Annotated in this window: 17 protein-coding genes; 13 read left to right on the top strand and 4 right to left on the bottom strand. The window is 63.2% G+C overall.

What is annotated here, in order from left to right; genetic code table 11:
• Window positions 1-93: 93 nt before the first annotated feature.
• The 3 genes from AC0QDI_RS15925 to AC0QDI_RS15915 all read left to right on the top strand — a co-directional run bounded on the left by AC0QDI_RS15925 (window position 94) and on the right by AC0QDI_RS15915 (window position 3,538).
• On the top strand, window positions 94-1,254 hold the full coding sequence (locus tag AC0QDI_RS15925; protein WP_474669861.1) for an acyl-CoA dehydrogenase family protein: 1,161 nt from the start codon (window positions 94-96) through the stop codon (window positions 1,252-1,254).
• Window positions 1,255-1,440: 186 nt separating this feature from the next.
• Window positions 1,441-2,613, top strand: coding sequence for an MFS transporter (locus AC0QDI_RS15920; RefSeq protein WP_474669859.1), 1,173 nt, complete (start codon window positions 1,441-1,443; stop codon window positions 2,611-2,613).
• A gap of 175 nt (window positions 2,614-2,788) precedes the next feature.
• The gene (locus AC0QDI_RS15915) at window positions 2,789-3,538 is read left to right on the top strand and encodes an SDR family oxidoreductase (RefSeq protein WP_474669857.1); all 750 of its coding nucleotides are present in this window, start codon (window positions 2,789-2,791) and stop codon (window positions 3,536-3,538) included.
• A 173-nt stretch (window positions 3,539-3,711) separates the two neighbouring features.
• Here the strand turns inward: AC0QDI_RS15915 and AC0QDI_RS15910 are convergent, their stop codons facing one another.
• The 3 genes from AC0QDI_RS15910 to AC0QDI_RS15900 form a co-directional block, all read right to left on the bottom strand.
• Window positions 3,712-4,479 (bottom strand): IclR family transcriptional regulator, encoded by a 768-nt coding sequence (locus tag AC0QDI_RS15910; RefSeq protein ID WP_474669855.1) that lies wholly within the window; start codon window positions 4,477-4,479, stop codon window positions 3,712-3,714.
• A gap of 271 nt (window positions 4,480-4,750) precedes the next feature.
• The gene (locus AC0QDI_RS15905; protein ID WP_474669853.1) at window positions 4,751-5,542 is read right to left on the bottom strand and encodes an SDR family oxidoreductase; all 792 of its coding nucleotides are present in this window, start codon (window positions 5,540-5,542) and stop codon (window positions 4,751-4,753) included.
• A 136-nt stretch (window positions 5,543-5,678) separates the two neighbouring features.
• Window positions 5,679-7,355 (bottom strand): thiamine pyrophosphate-binding protein, encoded by a 1,677-nt coding sequence (locus AC0QDI_RS15900; RefSeq protein ID WP_474669851.1) that lies wholly within the window; start codon window positions 7,353-7,355, stop codon window positions 5,679-5,681.
• A gap of 219 nt (window positions 7,356-7,574) precedes the next feature.
• On the opposite strand from AC0QDI_RS15900, the gene AC0QDI_RS15895 reads away from it, so the two are divergent.
• From AC0QDI_RS15895 to AC0QDI_RS15875, 5 genes are all read left to right on the top strand, one after another.
• Window positions 7,575-8,750 carry a CaiB/BaiF CoA transferase family protein gene (locus tag AC0QDI_RS15895; protein ID WP_474669849.1) on the top strand — a complete coding sequence of 392 codons (1,176 nt, stop codon included), beginning with the start codon at window positions 7,575-7,577 and terminating at the stop codon, window positions 8,748-8,750.
• Between the two features lie 302 nt (window positions 8,751-9,052).
• On the top strand, window positions 9,053-10,729 hold the full coding sequence (locus AC0QDI_RS15890) for an acetate--CoA ligase (RefSeq protein WP_474669847.1): 1,677 nt from the start codon (window positions 9,053-9,055) through the stop codon (window positions 10,727-10,729).
• Window positions 10,726-11,523 carry an enoyl-CoA hydratase/isomerase family protein gene (locus AC0QDI_RS15885; protein WP_474669845.1) on the top strand — a complete coding sequence of 266 codons (798 nt, stop codon included), beginning with the start codon at window positions 10,726-10,728 and terminating at the stop codon, window positions 11,521-11,523. Before AC0QDI_RS15890 ends, AC0QDI_RS15885 begins: the two co-directional genes overlap by 4 nt.
• Window positions 11,524-11,554: 31 nt before the next feature.
• Entirely contained in the window at window positions 11,555-12,319 is a 765-nt protein-coding gene (locus AC0QDI_RS15880; RefSeq protein WP_474669843.1) for a citryl-CoA lyase, read from the top strand.
• Complete coding sequence (locus AC0QDI_RS15875; protein WP_474669841.1) at window positions 12,316-13,230, top strand: SDR family NAD(P)-dependent oxidoreductase; 915 nt, start codon at window positions 12,316-12,318, stop codon at window positions 13,228-13,230. The genes AC0QDI_RS15880 and AC0QDI_RS15875 overlap by 4 nt, the downstream gene beginning before the upstream one ends.
• A gap of 128 nt (window positions 13,231-13,358) precedes the next feature.
• Here AC0QDI_RS15875 and AC0QDI_RS15870 read toward each other — a convergent pair whose 3' ends face one another.
• Window positions 13,359-14,669 carry an acyl-CoA dehydrogenase family protein gene (locus AC0QDI_RS15870; protein ID WP_474669839.1) on the bottom strand — a complete coding sequence of 437 codons (1,311 nt, stop codon included), beginning with the start codon at window positions 14,667-14,669 and terminating at the stop codon, window positions 13,359-13,361.
• A 338-nt stretch (window positions 14,670-15,007) separates the two neighbouring features.
• On the opposite strand from AC0QDI_RS15870, the gene AC0QDI_RS15865 reads away from it, so the two are divergent.
• From AC0QDI_RS15865 to AC0QDI_RS15845, 5 genes are all read left to right on the top strand, one after another.
• Window positions 15,008-15,751, top strand: a complete 744-nt coding sequence (locus AC0QDI_RS15865) for an IclR family transcriptional regulator (protein ID WP_474669838.1) — start codon at window positions 15,008-15,010, stop codon at window positions 15,749-15,751.
• Between the two features lie 110 nt (window positions 15,752-15,861).
• Entirely contained in the window at window positions 15,862-17,031 is a 1,170-nt protein-coding gene (locus tag AC0QDI_RS15860; RefSeq protein ID WP_474669837.1) for an acyl-CoA dehydrogenase family protein, read from the top strand.
• Between the two features lie 66 nt (window positions 17,032-17,097).
• The gene (locus AC0QDI_RS15855; RefSeq protein ID WP_474669836.1) at window positions 17,098-18,264 is read left to right on the top strand and encodes an acyl-CoA dehydrogenase family protein; all 1,167 of its coding nucleotides are present in this window, start codon (window positions 17,098-17,100) and stop codon (window positions 18,262-18,264) included.
• 174 nt (window positions 18,265-18,438) lie between these two features.
• Window positions 18,439-19,482, top strand: a complete 1,044-nt coding sequence (locus tag AC0QDI_RS15850; RefSeq protein ID WP_474669834.1) for a TAXI family TRAP transporter solute-binding subunit — start codon at window positions 18,439-18,441, stop codon at window positions 19,480-19,482.
• Between the two features lie 25 nt (window positions 19,483-19,507).
• Entirely contained in the window at window positions 19,508-21,502 is a 1,995-nt protein-coding gene (locus tag AC0QDI_RS15845; protein WP_474669832.1) for a TRAP transporter permease, read from the top strand.
• The last annotated feature ends 239 nt before the right edge of the window (window positions 21,503-21,741 follow it).

Below are 21,741 nucleotides of genomic sequence, written 5' to 3'. Positions count from 1 at the left end.
CGCCCTCGAATCGCCGTCGTCGTTCGCTCACTCCGTGCCGCATTCGGAATGTAGTAGAAGGTTTAATAAATACCGGCACGACGGTCTACGTGTATGAACAACATTTCGGACACCATCCTGTCAGACGAGCATAAGCTACTGCGCGACGAAACGAAGCGATTCGTCGCGAACGAGGTCCGCCCGGAGGCGAGCGAGCGCGACCCGAAAAAAGAGGAGATGTCGGCCGAACTCGTCGACCAGCTCGGGGAGATGGGGTTTTTCGGCGTTCTCATCGACGAGGAGTACGGCGGACTCGGGATGGATCTGAAGTCGTACGCGGTTATCGCCGAGGAGCTCTCTCGAGGGTGGCTCAGCGTCGGGAGTATCATCGCGCGCGGCCAGAGCCTCGCGGGAGCGACGGACGAACAGAAAGAAGAGTACCTGCCGAAGATGGCGTCCGGAGACGCGCTCAAGAGCATCGCGATCAGCGAGCCGAGCGCGGGCAGCGACGTCGCGAACATGCAGACCCGCGCCGAGCGCGACGGCGACGAATACGTCCTCAACGGCCAGAAGACGTGGACGACGTTCGCGAAGGGGTCGGATTTCATTCTCACGTACGCGGTCACCGACCCGGACGCGGAGCCGGCCCATCGCGGCATTTCCGGCTTCATCGTCGAGAAGCCGGCCGGGACGTTCGATCGCGACGGTCTCAGCGGCCAGGCGATCGACAAGATCGGCTACCACGGCTGGAAAACGTGGGAGGTGAATTTCGACGACGTACGCGTCAGCGCCGACAAGCTCGTCGGCGGCGAGGAAGGGAACGGGTTCTATCAGATCATGGATTTCTTCGAGGAGGGTCGCGTCCACACCGCCGCCCGGTCGGTGGGATTAGCGCGCGGCGCGATCGAAGACTCGGTCCAGTACGCGAAGGAACGCGTGCAGTTCGACGAGCCGATCTCGGAGTTTCAGGCGATCCGATTCAAGTTGGCGGACATGGCGACGCAGGTCGAGGCCGCGCGGGCGTTGACGCTGCTCGTCGCCGACGCGGTCGACTCCGGCGAACGAGCCGACGCCGAAGCCGCGATGGCGAAGCTCTTCGCCAGCGACATCGCCGAGGAGGTCACCAGCGAGGGGATTCAGATTCACGGCGGCTACGGCTACACCACGGACTTCGACGTCGAGCGATACTGGCGGGACGCTCGAGTGACCCGCATCTTCGAGGGGACCAACGAGATCCAGAAACGAATCATCGCCGACGACCTGCTGTCGTCGTGACGGTCGCCGTCGAATCCCGCAAATTCCGTCCGTCTCGAGCCCAGTAGTGCCTGTCTCGAGTCCATCAGTGTCCGTCTCGCGCCCGTCCGTACGACCGCCACGACGCGTTCCGACGGCGCCGACTCGTAATTCGGCCAGATAGTCCGATACCCCAAATCGTTTTCATCGGCTCTCTGTAGAGTGCCTGTGAACTGGCGATATCAACATACGGCGCTCCTTCTCTGTACGTTTGCGTTCATGGCGACGATGGCGGCTCGTCTCGCGATCAGCCCGCTCGTTCCCGCGATCACGGACGATTTCGCCGTTTCGAACGCGGCTCTCGGAACCGCGTTATCGCTGATGTGGGCGACGTACGCGCTCACCCAGTTTCCGAGCGGTATCTTCGGGGATCGGTTCGGAGAACGACGGGTTATCCTGGTCGCACTCGGGCTGACCGCGATCGCCAGTCTGCTGCTCGCCGTCTCTCCGTCGTACGAATTTTTCGTCCTCTTTACGATCGTTCTCGGCGTCGGTGCCGGCCTCCACTACACGGTCGCGACGACGTATCTCACGAAGCAGTTCGCGGACACGGGTCGCGCGATCGGGTTGCACATCGCCGGCGGCCCCGTTGCGGGTCTCGTCGCGCCGGTCGCCGCGACGCTGATCGCCGTTCGGTACGGGTGGCGAGCGGGCGTGTTACTCGGCTTCTTCGTCGCGGCCCCGATTTTCGTCCTCTTCGCGTGGCGAATCCGTCCGACGGAACCGGATCGACCCGAGCAACCGATGCGCGAGCGGGCCGAACTCGGCGCGATGTTCGAACTGCTCTCCCGACCGTCGATCGCGTACACGACGCTGCTCTCCTTTCTCTGCGCGTTCGTCTGGCAGGCGACGGCGTCGTTCCTGCCGACGTTTTTCGCCGAGGGGCAGGGACTGTCGCCGGCGATCGCGAGCGCGCTCTTTTCGCTGTATTTCGTCGTCCACGGGCTCACGCAACCGCTGATGGGCGGGCTCTCGGATCGAATCGGTCGCGATTCGGCCGCGATCGTGACGATGAGCGCCGGCATCGTCGGGTACGGACTGCTCGTCGTCGCCGGGAGCCTCCCGCAATTCGTCGCGGGCGTGTTGTTCATCGGACTCGCGATGAGCTGGGGAGCGCCGATCCAGTCGCGGTTCATGGACCTCCTGGGGGCGTCCGAGCGCGGTACCGGATTCGGTCTCGTCAGAACCGCCTACATGACGACGGGCGCGACGGGAAGCGTCGTGGTCGGTATTCTCGCCGACCTGTACGGGTGGGACGTCTCGTTTACCGTCCTCGGCGGAATCATGATCCTCGGCCTCGGTATCCTCGTGGCGAATCGAATCTTTCGACTCGGGTTGTAGTCGACTGGTCCGTCGGCTTCCGGTAGTCGATCGTCGGCCCTCCGCTACGGATGAGGGCGCGTGGGCCGTGGGTGGGGGAATTACCTCGAGCGGACCCGCTGAAATCGACACGGGTCCGTCTCCGTCCACGGCGGTAACACCTAGAGTTTAACACCACCGCGACAATGTCTCACCGATGGCTACCCAACCGCTGGCAGACAACGGAGCGATCGTTACCGGCGCGAGTGCGGGAATCGGACGGGAAACGGCTCGCGCGCTCGCGGCCGACGGTGCCGACGTCGCACTCGTCGCCCGTCGAGCAGATCGGTTGACGGAACTCGCGGCCGAAATCGAATCCGAGACGGACGCGTCGGCGCTCGTCTGTCCCGCGGACGTGAGCGACGAAGACGAGGTCGAGGCGGCCGTCGAGGAGACCGTCTCGGAGTTCGGCCGTCTCGACGTGCTGGTGAACAACGCGGGAATCGCGACCGATTCCGAGACGCCCGTCGAGGAGTTTCCGACCGACCAGTATCGAACCGTCATGGGCGTGAACGTCGACGGGATGTTCCACGCGGCCCGAGCGGCGATTCCGCACCTCCGCGAGACGAACGGAACGGCGATTTTCGTCGCGAGTTACGCGGGCAAGAACCCCCGTCCGGACGCGCCGCTGTACGCGGCGACGAAGTGGTGGACCCGCGGGTTCGCGAAGAGTCTCGCGGGACAGGTCGGGACGGACGATATCGCCGTCAGCATCGTCAACCCGTCGGAAGTCAGGACGGAGTTCGGCAAGGAGTTCCGCGAACAGACCTCGGAGGAACGCTACGAACGGGACGAAGTCACCGGGCCTCGAGCCGTCGCCGACGCGATCGCGTTCGCCGCGCGTCAGGAGACGCCGAACACGGTGAGCGAACTGGATCTGTACCGTCGCGACAAGTTCTCGGGCTAGGTCCCGACGCGGCAGCGGGTTCCGTTCTTCATCGAGGAACGATCGATAGCGCTGCGTCGGTGAATCGAACGGCTGTGGACCGATCGAAACGGGGTTCGGGATGAGACGGTCGAACCGGGCCGGAATTGGGAACACGGTGCGTTGCCTCCGGAGACGAACGTCGCGGCGCGGGTTCAGGAGTATTTCATATCCAGTTCGAGTTCGTTCGCCGTCCCGAGGAGAACGTTCGGGATCGTTTCCTCGAGGCGGTCACCTTGCACGCGGTGTGTGGGGCCGGACACACTGAACGCGCCGAAAACGTCTCCGTCCGGGCACTCGATCGGGACGCCGATCGCCCGGAGCCCGGGGATCGTCTCCTGATTGTTGATGCTGTACCCTCGCTCTCGGATCGCCTCGAGTTCCTCGTAGAGTTCGTCCTCGTCCGTAATCGTGTTCTCGGTCAGCGACGGCAGTCCGTGTTGCTGAATGATCTCTTCGACGCGCTCCTCGGGGAGGTGTGCGAGGATCGCCTTCCCCGCGGCCATCGATTGAAGCGGCCGGTACTTGCCGATCACGGAGTCCGTTTGGACGGCGTGCTCACCGGTCGCTCCGAAGACGTAGACGGCCTTACCGTGTTCCTCCACGACGAACTGCGCCCGCTCGGCGGTTTGCTCGGCGATCTTCTCGACTTTCTGACTCGCCATCTGGTACGTATCAGTGCGCTTTTTCGTCTCTTCACCCAGCTTCAGGAACCGAAAGCCGATCCGATACCTGTTGCCGTCTTTGACGACGTACTCGAGGTCCTCGAGCGTCGCCAGATGCCGGTGGATAGTGCTCTTCGCGAGGCCGAGTTCGTCCGCGATCTCGGTGACCTGACCGCCGTCCGATTCGGCGAGCGTCTCGATGATCTCGAACGTCGTCCGCGTCGCCTTCACCGTCCCCGGATCGGTGTACGTTTCCATGCGAGAGAGTAACGTATCTTGGCTCATAAAGATTCCGTATGCTCGAACAAATAGCTGTGCCGGCCGAGAGCCGATTTTCCCGGGCTATTTCGACGAATTCGATCGGATTCGTAATTATTTGTGTTCCCGGACCGAATAGAACGATCACACTTTGTGCTCCGTATCGAGTGGAGCGGTGTGAATGCCATACTGGAGCAACGACTGCCATCCCGACCGCACAGGGCTGCGGACCGCCGTTCCAGCGTCGAACCCGCTGCAGGCGCTTCCCCTCTCAGAAAATGGAGTCGCTCTCCCCGCCGTCGATCGGGACCGCCGCACCGTTTATCTGGCCCGCTCGATCGGAGCAGAGGAACGCGACGGCGTCGCCGAACGCGTCCGGATCGCCGATCTGTTCGACCGGAATCGACGCCACTCGGGCGGCCTTCGCCTCCTCGTAGGAGTCGTACTCGCCCCGTTCGACCGCCGCTTCGAACACGTCCCGGAGACGCGGCGTCTCGTGAACCCCCGGCAAGACGGCGTTGGCGCGAACGTCCGGGCCGAGATCCTTCGAAAGCACCTTCTCGAGGCCGATAACGCTCGTCCGCACCGAGCTCGAGAGGACGTTTCCGCCGTCCGCTCGCTTGGCGGCTATCGAGGTGATGGCGACGATGGAGCCTCCGTCACCGCTCCGGAGGTGCGCCGCCGCTTCGCGGACCAGCCGAACGACGCTCATCGTCAGCAGGTCGAACGCTTCGTACCACTCGTCGTCGTCCGGCTCGAGCGGGCGCATCGGCGTCGGTCCGCCGGCGCTCGTCACGAGGTGATCCAATCGCCCGAACTCCTCGACGGGGCGCGACACGAGCGTTTCGACGTCCTCGGGGTCCGTGAGATCGCCCGGCTGTGCGATCACGTCCCCCGAGGCGACCGCCCGAATCTCCTCGGCGGCGTCGGCCAACCGCTGTTCGTCTCGCCCGTTGATAACGACGTGTGCGCCCTCCCTCGCCAGGGCTTTCGCGGACGCCTTTCCGAGACCGCTACTCGAGGCCGTAACCAACGCGACGTGTCCGTCCAGTCCGAGATCCATGCGTCACCATGACGGCACACCCACGAAAACGTACCGGTGCCGGCGCTGAGACGGACGGTGGATGCGAGAAACCGAGACGGTGGAGGAGGACGGAGCCGACGGTGCGTCGTTCGACAGCGCGCGCTTCGACGGCCCGCTACATCTTGCTTCGATGGCGGACGGCGCTGTTCGTCTTGCAGTCGACGACGACGGGCCCGTCCGGTCGGTGGTCGAGAACGTCGCTGAGCGCGTCCAGATCGTCGCTCGAGCGAACGGTGTAGCCGTCCGCGCCGAGCGACCGTGCGACGTCCGCGATGTCGGGGGCGTCCAGGAGGGCGACGTCGGCGTACTCGTTGGCGGTTTGCAGACTGTGATACTCCGTTCCGAGCGCGCTGTCGCTCATCACGACGATCGTCACGGGTATCTCGTGGCGGACGGCGGTGTCTACCTCCTGCAGCGCCATCATGAACCCCGCATCGCCACAGAACGTGACGGGGGCGCGGTCGCCCGCGTTCAGCGCCGCGCCGATCCCGTGGGCGAGTCCCTGCCCGATCGCCGCGAAGTCGAGCGTCCAGTGGAAATCGCCCGGCTCCGGCGTCGAAACCCCGTCGAGGACCCACCGGGAAAAGTGTCCACCGTCGCTGACGACCACGCGGTTTTCGGGCAATATGCCATCGAGCCCCCGGACCAGTTCTCGCGGATCAATTCGCCCCTCCTGTTCGGGGAACTCGCCCTCGTCCAGCGACGGCGTGTCCGCGATCCGGTTTCGGAACCGATCGGTCCAGAACTCGCCGCTCCGGTCGATTCCGTGGGCCGCTAGCCGCTCGGTCAACGCGTCGACCGTCAGCCGGGCGTCCCCTCGGACGCCGAGATCGACGGGTTCGTACCGCCCGACCGCGCTCGGGTCCGTGTCGACGTGGACGACTTTGGTCCCGTCCTCGATGAGGTGGCCGGAATCAGTCGTATACGGGTTCAGGCTGCAGCCGACCGCCAGCACGAAGTCGCTCTCGTGCAGGTGTTCGTTCGCGATGTTGCTCCCGAAGTCGCCGACGAACCCGAGCGAGAACGGATGATCGTCGAAGTAGCCTCGAGCCTGTAGGGTGGTGGCGAGCGCGGCGTTCGTCCGCTCGGCGAACGATTCGATCGCCTCCTTCGCGTCCGCCGCGATCGCGCCGCGACCGGCGATGACCATCGGGATCTCGGTCGCGTCCGAATCGAGGTACAGGTCGACGGCCGCATCGATCGCGGCGTCGTCGGGATGGAGTCGAGCGTCCGACGCGGCGGCGTTCGTCGCCGCCGCCGATCGATTTCGGTCGGTCTCGAGGTCGGACTCGGGAAGTTCGCCGTCCAGTACGTCCCACGGAACCTGTACCGCTATCGGTCCCTCGCCGACTCGAAGACTCCGGAAGGCATCCTCGAGCGTCGGAAGCAGTGTTTCGGGACTTCGAGCGGTGCGGACGGTTCCGACCGTCGACTTCAGGAAGGATTCCTGTTCGAAGTCCTTGATATCGTAGGGGTCGGAGACGGACATCTCCGGAACGATGACGAGCAGCTTCGACCCCTTCTTCTGAGCCGTGACGAGCGACGTGCCGGTCTGTGCGACGGCGGGCCCTCGCCCGATCAGACAGACGCCGATGTCGTCACTCGCCCGCGAGTAGCCGTCGGCCATCGCGACGGCACCCTGCTCGTGGCGCGTGTGGACGACGCGCATCTCTTCGCTCCACTGCTCCTGTATCGTCGAGAGCGTGCGCATCGTGTCCTCGCTCATCAACGCGAACAGCGTCTCGACGTCCTCCTCGTTGAACAGCCTGATGACTGCGTCGTGGACTTTCATAGCCTTCTCCTCGATACTAGACCCCCACCGTTATCGTAGTACCGGTGAGCACGGTCCCTCCCGCCTCGAGCGAGATGAAGACGACATCGACGCGCGGGCCGGCGCGCTCGAGCGCGGGATCAGTCCGTCAGTCCAAACGCAGATCGCCGGCCTCCGAAAAGCCGCCGGAACGCGCCCGACGACCGAATGTTTATATATCCGTCTCTGCGACTACTTCGCATGCAACCGTTAGGAGACATCGATGTGCTAGATTTTACTCAATCGATCGCCGGTCCGGTCTGTACGCAGATGCTCGGCGAGATGGGGGCGAACGTGATCAAGGTCGAACCGCCGAACGGAGACGCCTTTCGACCCCTGATGAAGGGGAGCCTCTTTTCCGCCTACAATAACGGGAAGAAGAGCATCTGCGTCGATCTGAAGGCCGACGAGGGGCAGGAGCTCCTCACGGACCTCGCCGCGAAAGCCGACGTGTTAATCGAGAGTTTCCGCCCGGGCGTCCTGGACGAGTACGGCCTGGACTACGACTCCGTCGCCGCGGACAACCCGGACATCGTCTACTGCTCGCTGTCGGGGTACGGACAGACGGGCCCGAACCGCAGCTTCCCCGGATACGATCCGTGTATTCAGGCGATGTCGGGCCTGATGGCGACGACCGGCTACCCGGACCGACCGCCCGTCCGAATCCGCTCGAGCCTGATCGACTGCGGCACCGGGACCAACGCCGCCTTCGCGATCATGGCCGCGATCCGCGAGCGGGACAAGACGGGCGAGGGCGACCACATCGACGTCTCGCTGTTCGACGTCGGGATCTCCTGGATGTCCTACTGGATCGCCAACTACGACACGACGGGCGAAGTCCCGGAACGAAACGGCGAACTGGGGATCGGGAGCGCTCCCAACGGACTCTTCGAGGCATCGGACGGATACGTGTATCTGATCACGATGACCCAGACCATGTTCGAACGGCTCTGTGAGGCCGTGGATCGGTCCGATCTGATCGACAGAGCCGAGTATCAAACCATGGACGATCGGATCGAAAACCGGCCGAAACTGCGCGAGGAACTACGCGAGGCGTTCGCCTCGTACACAGCCGAGGAGCTCGAACAGCTCCTGTTAGAGGCGCGCGTTCCCGCGGCCGCGGTGCGATCGATCGACGAGGTCGTCGAACTGCCCCACCTCGAGGCGCGATCCATGCTCACCGAATCGTACAACCCGGAAGTGGACGAGCCGGTCGACGTCGCGGCCCTCCCGTTCACGTTCGAGTCCGACGGCGAACGGCCCGGATACAGCAGCCCGCCGCCGTCGAAAGGCCAGCACACGACGGAAGTGCTCGAGCAGATCGCGTATTCCGACGAACGGATCGAAGCGCTCCGAAGCAACGGCGTCATCCAGTAATCGATCCGGTACGAGTTCGACGACGAGACGGCGACCGAGGGCGGTCCGCGCTCCGTCGGTGGCCGCACCGTCGCGTCGGCACTGGGCCGACGGCACCGATGAGCGGTCTCCGACGAATTCGTCGGGTTCCCATCAGTAGACCCGCTCGGAGCCGGCCGAGACCTAGTTTTATGCGCTGGTGTGTGAAAACGTACCACGATGATACCGTTCGAACCTGCCGAGGAGCGACGACCGCTACCGCTGACACCGGGCGAGCGTTCCGAGATTCGACTCGAGCCGATCGCGTCGGAGCGTGACCCGGAATGACGGAGCGCGCGTACGACCTGCGACACCTGGAACCGGGGCGCTACGACGAGATCTACGAGTCGTTCGAGTGGGAGCGTCCGGAGACGTACAACATGGCGGAAGCCATCTGCGATCGGTGGGCCGCCGATCGGTCCGCCGTGGCTCTCTACTGGGAGAACGCCGCCGGCGATGCGGAGTCGTACACGTTTCACGAACTCTCTCGGCGCTCGAATCGGTGTGCGAACGCGTTTCGCGACCGCGGGATCGACCGCGGGGATATCGTCGCCATCTTCCTCCCGACGGTTCCCGAGTCCCTGGTCGCGACGCTGGCCGGTCACAAACTCGGCGCGATCAACATGCCGCTGTACCACCTGTTCGAACCCGACGGGATCGCGGATCGCTTGCGGGACGCGTCGCCCGAACTTATCGTCACCGACGAGCGCGGCCTCGAGAAACTCGCGGAAATCGACGCTCCCGAGTCGCTCGACGTCGTCGTCGTTCGGGGCGACGACGATTTCGAAGCCACGACCAGCGACGGCGTCGCCGCCGACGACCGGCCGATTCCGTTCGCGGAGTTGCTCGCCGATCGCTCGAGTTCGTTCGACCCCGTCGAGACGTCGCCGACCGATCCGGCGCAACTGTTCTACACGTCCGGAACGACCGGCGATCCGAAAGGCGTCCTCCACGCCCACCGGTACGCTCTCGGCCACCGGTACGTCGGCCAGTACATGCGCGACTTCCACGAGTCCGATCTCCTCTGGCACTCGGGAGATCTCGCCTGGGCGGGCGGCTTCGCGAACCTGCTCGAGGCGTGGACGCTCGGGATGCCCGTCGTGAAGTACGACGGGAAGTTCGATCCGGAGCGGGCGCTGGCGTTACTCGAGGCCTACGGCGTGACGATCTTCGTCACCGCGCCGACGGCCCTCCGGCAGATGATGGATCTCCCTCGCGAGACGATCGACTCGTACGATCTCTCGCTTCGCGTCGTCTCGGCGGGCGGAGAGCGCGTCACGCCCGATATGCTCGAGTGGGCCGAGGAGCGTTTCGACGCGTTCGGGACGCTCGGCTACGGACAGACCGAGTGTTACAGCGTCGGGTACCCGCCCCTCGGCGACGAGCGCGCGGAGAAACTCGGCGCGCTCGGCAAGCCGCTGCCGGGTTGTGAGGTGACGATCCTCGACGACGACGGGACCGAACTCCCCGCGGGCGAGGCGGGCGAACTGGCGGTCGCGACGGACGACAACCCGACCATGTATCTCGAGTACTTCGACAGACCGGCGGAGACGGCGGCCGTCAGAGAGGGGCGGTGGCATCGAACCGGCGATTCGGCGAGGATCGACGACGACGGCTACGTCTGGTATCTCGGTCGCAGGGACGATATGATCATCAGTTCCGGCTACCGGATCAGCCCGGCGGAAGTCGAGTCCAGCCTGAACGCGCACCCGGCCGTGAAGGAGGCGGCGGTCGTCGGCGTCCCAGACGCCGAGCGGACGAACATCGTCAAAGCCGTCCTCGAGACGGCGTCGGGCGTCGATCCGTCCGACGACCTGGTCGAGGAGCTACAGGAACACGTGAAATCGAATCTGGCCCGCTTTCAGTATCCCCGCGAGATCGAGTTCGTCGACGACTTGCCGAAGACGATAACCGGTAAGATAAAACGAAACCGCCTCCGAGACGGAGGCGAGACGCAATGACTGACGAACCCGTTCTCCTGGACGTGACCGACGGTGTGGCACGCGTCGAGTTGAACCGACCGGACAAGTACAACGCGCTGAACGACGCCCTGGTCGAACGCCTGTCGGAGGTCCTCGACACGGTCGAGCGCGACCCCGACGTCCGCTGCGTCGTGTTGTCGGGCGCGGGCAGTGCGTTCTGTGCGGGCGGCGACATCGACCGGATGAAAGGTCGTCGCGAACGGAACGTCACCCCGCCCGAAATGCGGCGAGAAGTCCTGTATCAGGTCAGGGATACGGTCGAGCGGGTGTTCACCCTCGAGAAGCCGGTGATCGTCAGCGTCGACGGCGTCGCGATGGGCGCCGGCGCGAACCTCGCACTGGCGGGTGATCTGGTGTTCGCCGCGTCGGACGCGACGTTCGGCGAGGTGTTCAAGAACATCGGCCTGTCGGTCGATTTCGGCGGCTCGTTCCTGCTTCCGCAACTCGTCGGCCTCCACAAGGCCAAGGAACTCGTGTTCTCCGGCGAACCGATTTCGGGCGACGAAGCGGCCGAAATCGGACTCGTTAACGACGCGGTTCCGTCGGGAGAACTCGACGAACTGGTCGACGAGTGGGTTTCGAACCTCTCGACGGCGCCGACCGAGGCGCTCGCGTTAGCGAAGCGAGACCTCAACGCGGGCGCGACCGCCGACTTCGCGACGGCGATTCGGAACGAAGCGACGTCGCAGGGCTTGCTCCAGTCGACTCGAGACCACCGGGAAGGCGTCGACGCGTTCTTCGAGGACCGCGATCCGGCGTTCCGCGGGGAGTAAATATAAGCCGCCGTTCGGAGACGTTCTTCGCATGGGTGAGAAACCCTTGCAAACCTCGATAGCGACGTCGGACGAGCAGCGTATCACCGTCAGAGGGGCGGATCTCACGGAGGAGCTGATGGGGACCCTCGACTTCGGCGAGTTCTTTTACTTCCATCTGACGGGCGAGATGCCGACAGACTCGGAGTCGCGGGTGTTCAACGCGCTCCTGGTCACGGTCGTCGAACACGGAATCACGCCGAGCGTGATCGCGGCGCGGCTCACGTACGACTCCGCGCCGGAGGCGGTACAGGGCGCGGTCGCGAGCGGTCTGCTCGGCGCGGGGAAGACCTTCCTCGGCTCGATGCAAGACGTCGCGGAACTGGTGCAAGACGGCGTCTCGCGGATCGAAGCCGGCGAGTCGAGCGACGCCGTCGCACGCGACATCGTCGACGCGCACGATCGGCTGCCGGGGTTCGGGCACCCCGAACACGACCCGACCGACCCTCGGACCGAACGAATCTTCGACATCCTCGAGGCCGAAGGGATGGACGGACCGTTTCTCGAGTTCATACACGACGTGCAGGACGCGGCCGAAGAACGGTTCGGATCCCGTCCGCTGATCAACGCGACGGGTGCCATCGGCGTCGGTGTCTCCGAACTCGGTCTCGATCCGCTCGTCGCTCGCGGAATCGCGCTGGTCTCTCGGTCGGCGGGACTCGTCGGGCACCTCAACGAGGAGGCCCGCGAGCCGATGGCCCGCGACATCTGGGACATCGTCGAGGAGAACGTCGACTACCGGGGTGAGCCGCGATGATCGACGGCAAGGTGGTCATCGTCACCGGCGGTGCCAGCGGCCTCGGACGGGAAACGGCGGTTCAGATGGCCGAGCTCGGAGCGAGCGTCGTCGTCAGCGACCTCGGTTCGGAGCCGCACGGCGAGGGTGCGAACGAGGAACCGCTTCGCGACGTCGTCGACGAAATTACAGAAAACGGCGGCGAGGCGACGGCGAGTTTCGGAGACATCACGGACTACGAGTACGTCGGCTCGCTGGTCGAGGAAACGGTCGCGGCGTACGGTCGCATCGACGGCGCGGTCAACTACGCCGGCTTCCTTCGGGACGACATGCTGTTCAATATGGACCCGGAAGACTGGAGCGCGGTGACGGACGTCCACCTCACCGGCCACTTCAACCTCGTTCACCACCTGGGGAATCACTGGCGCCAGCGCAGCAACGCCGAGGGGCTCGAGACCCAGCGCTCGTTCGTTTCGGTGTCGTCGGCGTCGGCCAGAGGGAGCCCCGCACAGCTCAACTACTCCGCGGCGAAGGCCGGCGTGCTCGGGCTCGCTCGAACGGCCGCCCGCGAACTCCACCAGTACAACGTCCGCGTCAACGCGATGATGCCGGCGGCGATCACCAGAATGCTCGACGCGAACGTTCCGGACGACGTTCTCGAGCGGTTACCGCGGGGCGAACTGGGGCCCGAAAAGGTGGTCGCGTTGCCCATCGTCTTGCTGTCCGACGACGCGACGGATATCACCGGGTGGACCTTCGCGATCGGCGGCGATACCGTCTTCACCGTCACCGATCCCGAACTGGATCGGTCGCTGACGAGCGAAGGCGGCTGGAATCCGTCGGAGCTCGCGGCGGAGTTCGACGACCTGCTCGAGGGGGAGCCGCGTTCGAAGACCGAACCCGGCGGCCTGTTGAACGAACTCGTCGAGTGACCGGACGGAGCGCGTCGACGAATCGCGGGTCGGCCTCACGGTTCACAGCCCACCGCTTCCCCGTGCGAGCGGCACGATCGATCGCTGCGGTTCACCGATACGATTCGCTGTGATGTGATCGAACGCTGCTATTCGTCCGCGATCCGTGCCGGCTGCTCGTCTCCGTTCAACCACGGAAGCCCCTCGCGTTCGTTGCCGACGAGGTCGCCGTTGAATTCGTCGTCCAGAAGCAACTGGTATGCGTCGTGTTGGACGACGCTCTTCATGACCTCGGTCGCACCGCCCATGAACCTGCCAGCGCGGACGTCGCGTTGGGTCTGCTCGATCGGATACGACGTGGTCGTCCCGATTCCGCCCATGATCTGGATGCAGGTGTCGGCGATCTCGTGAGCCCACTCGTTGCCGAGCCACTTCGCCATCGCGCTCTCCATCCGGCCGGCGGAGACGCCGCGGTCGTCCATAATCCGGGCTGCACGGGTGTTGAGCAGGTACGCACCGTCGAGTTTCGTCACCATCTCGGCGACCTTGTGGTTGACGGCCTGGTACCGCGAGACCGGTCGTTCGTTGACCTCGCGGTTGGCGGTGTAGTTGGCGGCGATCTCGAGCGCTTGCTGGCTCGCTCCGAGGCAGTAACGGGCGACGGTCAGGTGCTCGAGGTTGAGCTCGTCGGTGATGTACGACCACGCCTCGCCCTCGTTCCCCACGAGGTTTTCCTCGGGCACGCGGACGTCGTCGAACCGCATCCACGACGCCCCGGTTCCCCGGAACCCGTGCCAGTCGGACTGATCCTGCAGGAGTTCGATGCCGTCGGTATCGCGATCGATCACGATGATCGAGACCCCCTCGCGGTCGCCGTCCTCGCCGCTCGTGCGCACGGGCGTAAAGTAGAAGTCGGCGTAGGGCGCGAAGTCGATGAACCGCTTCTCGCCGTTTATCACCCACTCGTCCCCGTCCTTCTCGGCGTCGGTCTCGAGATGGGCGAGGTCGGTCCCGCTCCGGGGTTCCGTGTAGGCCTGCGCCACGACGAGATCCCCCGCGGCCATCGGCTCGAGATAGGTCTCCGTGATGTGTTGATTCCCGTGTTCGTACATCGTGCGCCCGACGTGTTGGGTCAGCGACGTCTGGCAGGCGTGGACGATGTTGCCGCAGTAGCCGATCGCTTGTTCGGCCAGCACCGTCTCGATTATCGTCCCGCCCGGACCGCCGTGCGTTTCGGGAACCGAGATCGCGTTGAAGCCGGCGTCGCCCATTCGACTGACGTACTCCTGCCACTCCTCTCGAGAGACCTCGTTCTCGTCGAGCGCCCGGAAGTGGTCGTGACCGAGTCCGTCGACGAACACCTCGGTCTCGAGTGTGGTTATCGCGTCGGCCAGGTACGTTTCTTCCTCGTCCGTCAGGAACGTGTCTTCTCCGATCATAGCGGATGCCTCATCTGACATGAGCCACGACCATAAGTGTTCCAGAAAATATACGTTCGAAACGCTCGAAAATAACACGACGGGAGAGGGTTCGTGGGGATTCGGCGTTCGGGAGGCGTGAACGCGTCCGCGGAACGATCGGTCGGCGGAATTTGTCCGCTGTCGACCGTCAGCGTCCATCTCCGAGCCGAATGCTCGACGACCTGCATCGATGCGAGGCGAACGTCTCTCCGGAACCCGTTCGGCAGGGCCTCCCGAACGGGAAACAGCACCGTTATGTGGCAACTGATCGAACGTCATCTCGTTCGGCAGGGGCGAACCACCGATCGACGGACCGTGAGACCCCGCCGGAGGAACACATGATCGACGCAACCGAGAATTCGCTGGCGATCCTCGAGGCGGTTCACCAAAACGACCGAGCCGGCGTGACGGCGCTCGCCGACGAGACCGGCCTCGCAAAAAGCACCGTTCACAGCCACGTCGAGACGCTCAAACGCGCCGGCTACCTGGTCCAGTCCGGCGACGATCTCGAGCTGTCGCTTCGGTTTCTGGAGTTCGGATTGGACACGCGCCGTCGTGAACCACACCGGATCGCCGCCCGTGAGAAGGTGGTGGAACTGGCTCGACGGACGGGCGAACGCGCCCACTACGTCGTCCGGGAGGGAACGAACGCGGTGTTCCTCTACTCGGAAACCGGCGAGAACGCCGTCCGAACCGGGGTTCATACGGGGGATTTCGTGCCGTTGCACGCGACGGCGAGCGGCAAGGCGATACTCGCCAACCTCCCGCCGGGACGAATCGAGACGGTCGTCTCCGAATCCGATCTCCGGCAGGTCACGCCGAACACGATCACCGACCCGGACGCGCTCCGGGAAGCGCTTCGGGACGTCCGTTCGCGGGGACTGGCGTTCAACGACGGCGAATACGTCGAGCGGCTCTGGTCCGTCGGCGCTCCGGTGTTCGACGACGAGAAGCGCGTCCTCGGAAGCATGAGCGTCTCGGTGCCGGCGAACCGACTCGGCCGATCCGGCGTGAAAGACGAGCTATCGACGACACTGCTGGAGACGGTGAACGAACTCGAGCTCGAGATCGCCCACGCGTGACCGGCGATCGGACGGGCGACCGATAGCCGACGAGAGCAACCTTTACGGTCTCGCATGTGTATGATTCCCATGATCGGTTAGATTCGGAACCGGTGAGGTTTCCATAACTCATGACCATCGACAAAACGGCGGAAGAGGAACTGATCGCCGACTCCGTCTCCGAGGCCCTCGAGGAATTCGACGAGACGTATTGGCGAAAAAAGGATGAGGCACGCGAGTTTCCGACCGAATTCTGGAACCGGCTCAAGCAGGGCGGGTGGCTCGGACTCCGGACGCCCGAAGCGTACGGCGGGAGCGGTGGGACGATGCAGGAGGAACTCACCATGGTGAAAGCGATGGCGCGATCGGGTGCGGGGTTCGGGGCGACCTTCGTGTACATCATTCACGGGCTCGCACAGCTCGCACTCGCGGGGAACGGAACGGAGGCCCAGAAGGAAGCGTATCTCCCGCGGTTAGCGGACGGTGAGGCGAACGTCGCGTTCTTTCTGACCGAACCGGAGACCGGATTCGATACGCTTTCTATGCAGACGTCGGCCGCGAAAGACGGCGACGAATGGGTAATCGAGGGCGAAAAAACCTACATTTCGAACGCGGCTCGAGCCGATCTTCTACTCGTGGTGGCCCGGACGAGTCCGCCCGACGAGGGAGACCGGACTCGCGGGATCACGATGTTTCTCGTCGACCGCGACGAACACGACGTCGACGTCGAGATATCACCGCTCGACAAACTCGGGCTGAATTATACGGACACGAGTCACGTCTACATCAACGAAATCCGCGTTCCTGACGATGCCGTCCTCGGCTCCGTCGACGGTTCCTGGCCGGCGATTCTCGACCTCCTCAACCCCGAACGGATGATCGTCAGCGCGGGCTGTATCGGCGCCGGAAACCACGTTCTCGACATCGCGTCGGAGTACGCCGCGGAGCGCGAGGTGTTCGATCGACCGATCGGGAAAAATCAGGGAGTTCAGTTTCCGCTCTCCGAGGCGAAAATACACCTCGAGGTCGCTGACGCCGCAAACCGGCGGGCCGCGCGCAAGTACGACGACGGCGACCACTGCGGGTTCGAAGCGAACGCCGCTAATTTCGTCGCGACCGAGTGGGGAACCGCAGCGGCGAACCGCGCTATCCAGACGCTCGGCGGAGCCGGCTACATGACGGACTCCGAGGTGGAACGATTCTGGCGGGAAATGCGCCTGCAGCAAATCGCACCGGTTTCACAGCAGATGATCCTGAACTACGTCGGGGAACACGTCATGGACCTGCCGAAATCGTACTGACGAGTTGCGACCGACCTCAGCAAACGGGCAAGGCAATTAATATAGCATCGCAGAGAAGTAGACGGTATGGAGTTCGAGTATTCCGAGGAACAGCGTCTGATTCGTCGGTCCGTTTCCGATCTGATGAGCGACTACGATCGGGAGTACTGGCGGACCCACGACGTCGACCACGAATTCCCGTGGTCGTTCTGGACGGACGCTGCGCAGGCGGGCTGGGTGAGTATGACGCTCCCGGAGGCCGCCGGCGGCTCCGACTCGAGCCTGCAAGACGCCGCGATCGTATTGAAAGAGATGGCGGAGTCGGACGCCGGCCTCGTTCCGGTCCTTCCGATCGCGCGGACGATGTTCGTCGGGGAAGTACTCGCGACCTACACGACCGAGCGACAGCGCGAACTGTTCCTCGAGGACATCGTTACGGGCGAGTCGATTCCGGCCTTCGCGATCACCGAACCCGGCGCAGGGTTCGACGCGCTCCGGATGGAGACGCGCGCCACGGAAACCGATTCCGGGTGGGAACTGAACGGGGAGAAGGTCTTCATCTCCGGTGCCGATATCGCGGATCACGTTCTCGTCGTCGCGCGGACGTCCTCGAGGGACGAAGCGAATCCGAGCCAGGGAATATCCCTGTTCATGGTTCCGACAGACGCGGACGGCGTGACGATAACGCCCATCGACAAAGTCGCGATACGGACGGAGACGACGACACAGTTCTTCCTCGACGAGGTCGAAGTCGCTGCGGATCACCTCATCGGCGAACGCGGCCGCGGCTGGTATCACGTGCTCGATCTTCTGAACGTCGAGCGGATCACCCTCTCGGCCGGTCTCGCCGGCGCCGCCGAGCTCGCGATCGAACTCGCGTCGGAGTACGCCGCCGAACGCGACGTGTTCGACCGGCCGATCGGAAAGAACCAGGCCATTCAGCTTCCGCTCGCCGAGGCGAAGGTGAACTCCACGGGTGCGTGGCTACAGGTCTTGCGGGCGGCTGCCATTTACGACCGCGACGGCGACGACGTCGGGATCGCTGCGAATTCGGCGAAAGTCGCGACATCGAACGCCGCATACGAGGCGGCGAACCACGGAATGCAGACGTTTGGCGGCTGGTCGGTGACCGAAGAGTACGATATCAACCGGTTGTGGCGGGATGCTCGCTTTTTCCAGATCGGCCCCGTCTCCAACGAGTTGGCGAAGACCTTCATCGCCGAGCGCGAACTGGGACTGCCGAAGTCCTACTGATGGCTTGAACGGTGAGTTCGCTCCCCCGTTTCACTCAGTCGCCGTCGCTCGATGTCGGTCGACGAGTGAGGCCGTTCGAATACGGTCGTGGTAATTTTACGCCGGCCCCCTTCTATTCCACGGGAATATATACGATATATACAAATAAGTATATATGGGTTGGATTGGGTTATCATGACACGGATGTCGTACAACAGACGGCGCTTTATGACGGCCGCAGGTGTAGCGGGACTAGCAGGATTAGCGGGCTGTATCGGTGGGGGGAACGGTGATAGTAGCGTCGAGAGTGATACCACCGATTGGAGTTTCGGAATTACGCGCGAGGGAACGATCGGATACATAAAAGCCAGTGGGTGGGCCCAGCTTTTCGAGAACGCTGATACGGATATCACTCTGACGCTCAACACGACTGGTGGGTCGGAAGAGGCCTATAGGCTCTGTGCCGCAGGTGAAAACCACATCACTCGAGGGACGAGTGCGATGGGGATGGCATCCTACGAGGAGGAAAGTCGACCGGGTGCCCAGTTCGGCGGTGACAACACCGTTCCGACCGTTCCACAACAGGTCATGGCTGTCAGCGACCTTCGACCGTTCTGGATAACGATGGACGATAGCATCCAATCGATCGACGACTTAGCGGGGAAGACCGTCCACAACGGCGCTGCCGGCTCCCGCTTCGTCGGTGCGATTCCCTTCGACAGCGTCGGGCTCTACGACGAAATCGAACTCACACAGGGCGATTGGTCGGACATTCCCTTCGCACTCGAGGAGGGTCGAGTCGACGCCGCATACGCGTACGTGATGGCGAGTGGGTCATCGCTTCCCGGATGGGCCGAACAGCTAAACAGTATGGACAACCTGCGAGTCCTCGAGTTCAGCGACGAGCAGCTTTCGACGTTCGAGGAGGATCCGTACCTCAACGTCACCGACGTGCCGGTCAACGAGGTCTTCGGGTTCGAAACGAACATCGACACGGTCAAATCGCCGACGGCGCAGTACCAGTGGTACGTCCACCCCGATCTCAGCAACGACGTCGTCAAAGAGTTCTGTGAGGTCTCGTTCAGCAACGTCGAGGAGCTACAGGGCGTCCACGACGCGCTCGGACTGTTCAACGAAGAGTACGCGGTAGAGGGGCTCACGCAGTCACCGGTCCATCCGGGAGCCGTCGAATGGTACCAGGATAACGATCTCTGGAACGAAGACCTGATCGAAGGATAAGTAGCAGTCCCTTCATTCTCCAATTATGTCGAACACATCCTCCGATCAAGAACTGAGTTTAGAAGAGAAAGGGGACCAGTTACCGGCACTGAATTTTACTCTCGATAACGCTCAGTGGCTGTTACTTACCCTCAGCGCACTCGTCTTCTCTATCTATCACATCGCGTACGGGTATACGTACCTCGTGAATAGCGACCAGCACACTATCATTTCGCTGTGCCTGTCGGTGTTTTTGATGGTTCAACTGGTCGAAGCCGATCTGGACGCCATCTCCGGCAAAGTGCTGTTCGTCGCGAAGCTAGCCACGTCAGCGTTGATGCTCTACATCACGTACTATTTCGTGACGACGTACTCCGAGATGCTGTCACGAATCCTCAACTACACGCAGATGGAGTACATGTTCGCGCTCACATTAATCGTATTAATACTCCTCTTCACGTACCTCAGATACGGGTTCTTCGTCTCCGGAATCGTCGTGCTGTCGGTCGGATACGCGATGTTCGGCTCGTACATTCCCGGGACGTTCGGTCACAGCAGCATCTCACTTGCTCGAGTCCTCGAGCGATCCTCTCTCGTGTTCGATATCGGCCTCTTCGGATTCCTTCCGGGGGTCGGCGCGCAGTGGATCGTCATCTTCCTCGTCTACGCGAGTCTCCTGATCGAGTTCGGTGCGTTGCAACTGGCCATCGACTTCGGGAGACGGATGAACAAACACCTGCAGTCCGGCGTGCCCCAACTTGCGGTCGTGACGAGTTTCGTTATGGGGTCGATCTCGGGCAGTGCAGCGGCCAACACCGCGACGACCGGTGCCGTGACGATTCCGCTGATGAAGAGTTACGGGATGGACGGCGAGACCGCTGCGGCCATCGAATCGAACGCCTCGTCGGGCGGTCAGGTCCTTCCCCCCATCATGGGGGCCTCGGCGTTCGTCATGGCCTCGTTCCTGAATATCAGCTACCTCGATGTCGTCGTGGGTGCGTTGCTCCCGGCGATTATCTTCTACCTGACCGTCTCGATTACCGTCTACTACGTCAGTAAAGGGTACGATCTCAGCAAGTCCGACGCGGACGACGGGCAAATCCTGGAGACGACACAGGATGCGAACCAACCGTGGTACGTCTACTTGCCCCTGCTGGCGTCCGTGCTGATCCTCATCTACGACCTCGGAATCCGACAGACCGGACCGCTTACTGCCGGCTTCCACTCGGTCATCTCCCTCATCGGACTCCAGCTCGTCTGGAACATGATCCTCACGAGCGATAGACGGTCTGCGCTCCGAGATTACGGTCGGAACCTGCTGGTCGGTCTCCAGAAGGGTGCGATAGCCAGCGCGGAGATCATGGTCGTCCTCGGCGCGATCGCGATCTTCGTCAGTATGCTCGGCAGCGGAAACATCGTGCAGGAACTGTCGTTCATCATGTTGGGCCTCTCGGGAGAACTCCTCTTCCCGCTGCTCCTCGTGGCGATGATCCTGTCGATCATGTTCGGTCTGGGGATGCCGACCGTCGCCGCGTACGTCGTCGTCGTGGTATTCGTCGCACCGGCCGTCGGGGACCTCGGCATCTCGGAGTTTAACACGCACCTGTTCGTGTTCTACTTCGCGATCCTGTCCGCGATCACGCCGCCGGTCGCGCTCGCGGCCGTTATCGCCAGCGGTATCGCGGAAGCCGATTTCACCCAGGTGGCGAAGAAGGCGATGATCATGGGAGCGCCGCTGTTCATCCTCCCGTACACGATCATCTACCACCCGAGCATCGCTCAGTGGGGCAGTGATACGCCGCTGACGTTCATCTACCTGCTCGCGACGTTCATCGCGATCGTCACGATCATCCACTTCGATATCGACTACAACAAGTACGTCTCCGGCGTCATCAAAGCCGCCGGAGTGGGTGTGCTCGTCGCCATCATGTTCTGGGGAACGTCCACCATCCAGGTGGGCGGATTCGTTCTGGCGGTCCTCGTGGTCGTCGCGTTCCATTACCTGGAACGTCAGGAGTCGGCGACGGCTACTCCCGCCTGAGAATCTCCCTTTTTTTCGAACGCGCGTCATCGGATACGTCGGCTGGAGGACTGCGAGACGACCGCGTCAACCGTCCGTTTATCGGACAGTACTCTGTCGATAGTGATCCGTCGACGGTGATCCGTGCCGATTCACACGGAGAAGTCTCTCCCGTTCGATCACGTCTCGAGAAATCGGATCGACAGCGTCGCGAACGGAGCCTGGCCGGTTCCGACACGGCTCCAATCGGCCTCTCGGTC

Source organism: Natrinema sp. LJW11 (assembly GCF_056135975.1).
This window is presented reverse-complemented; position numbering and strand designations above follow the sequence as displayed.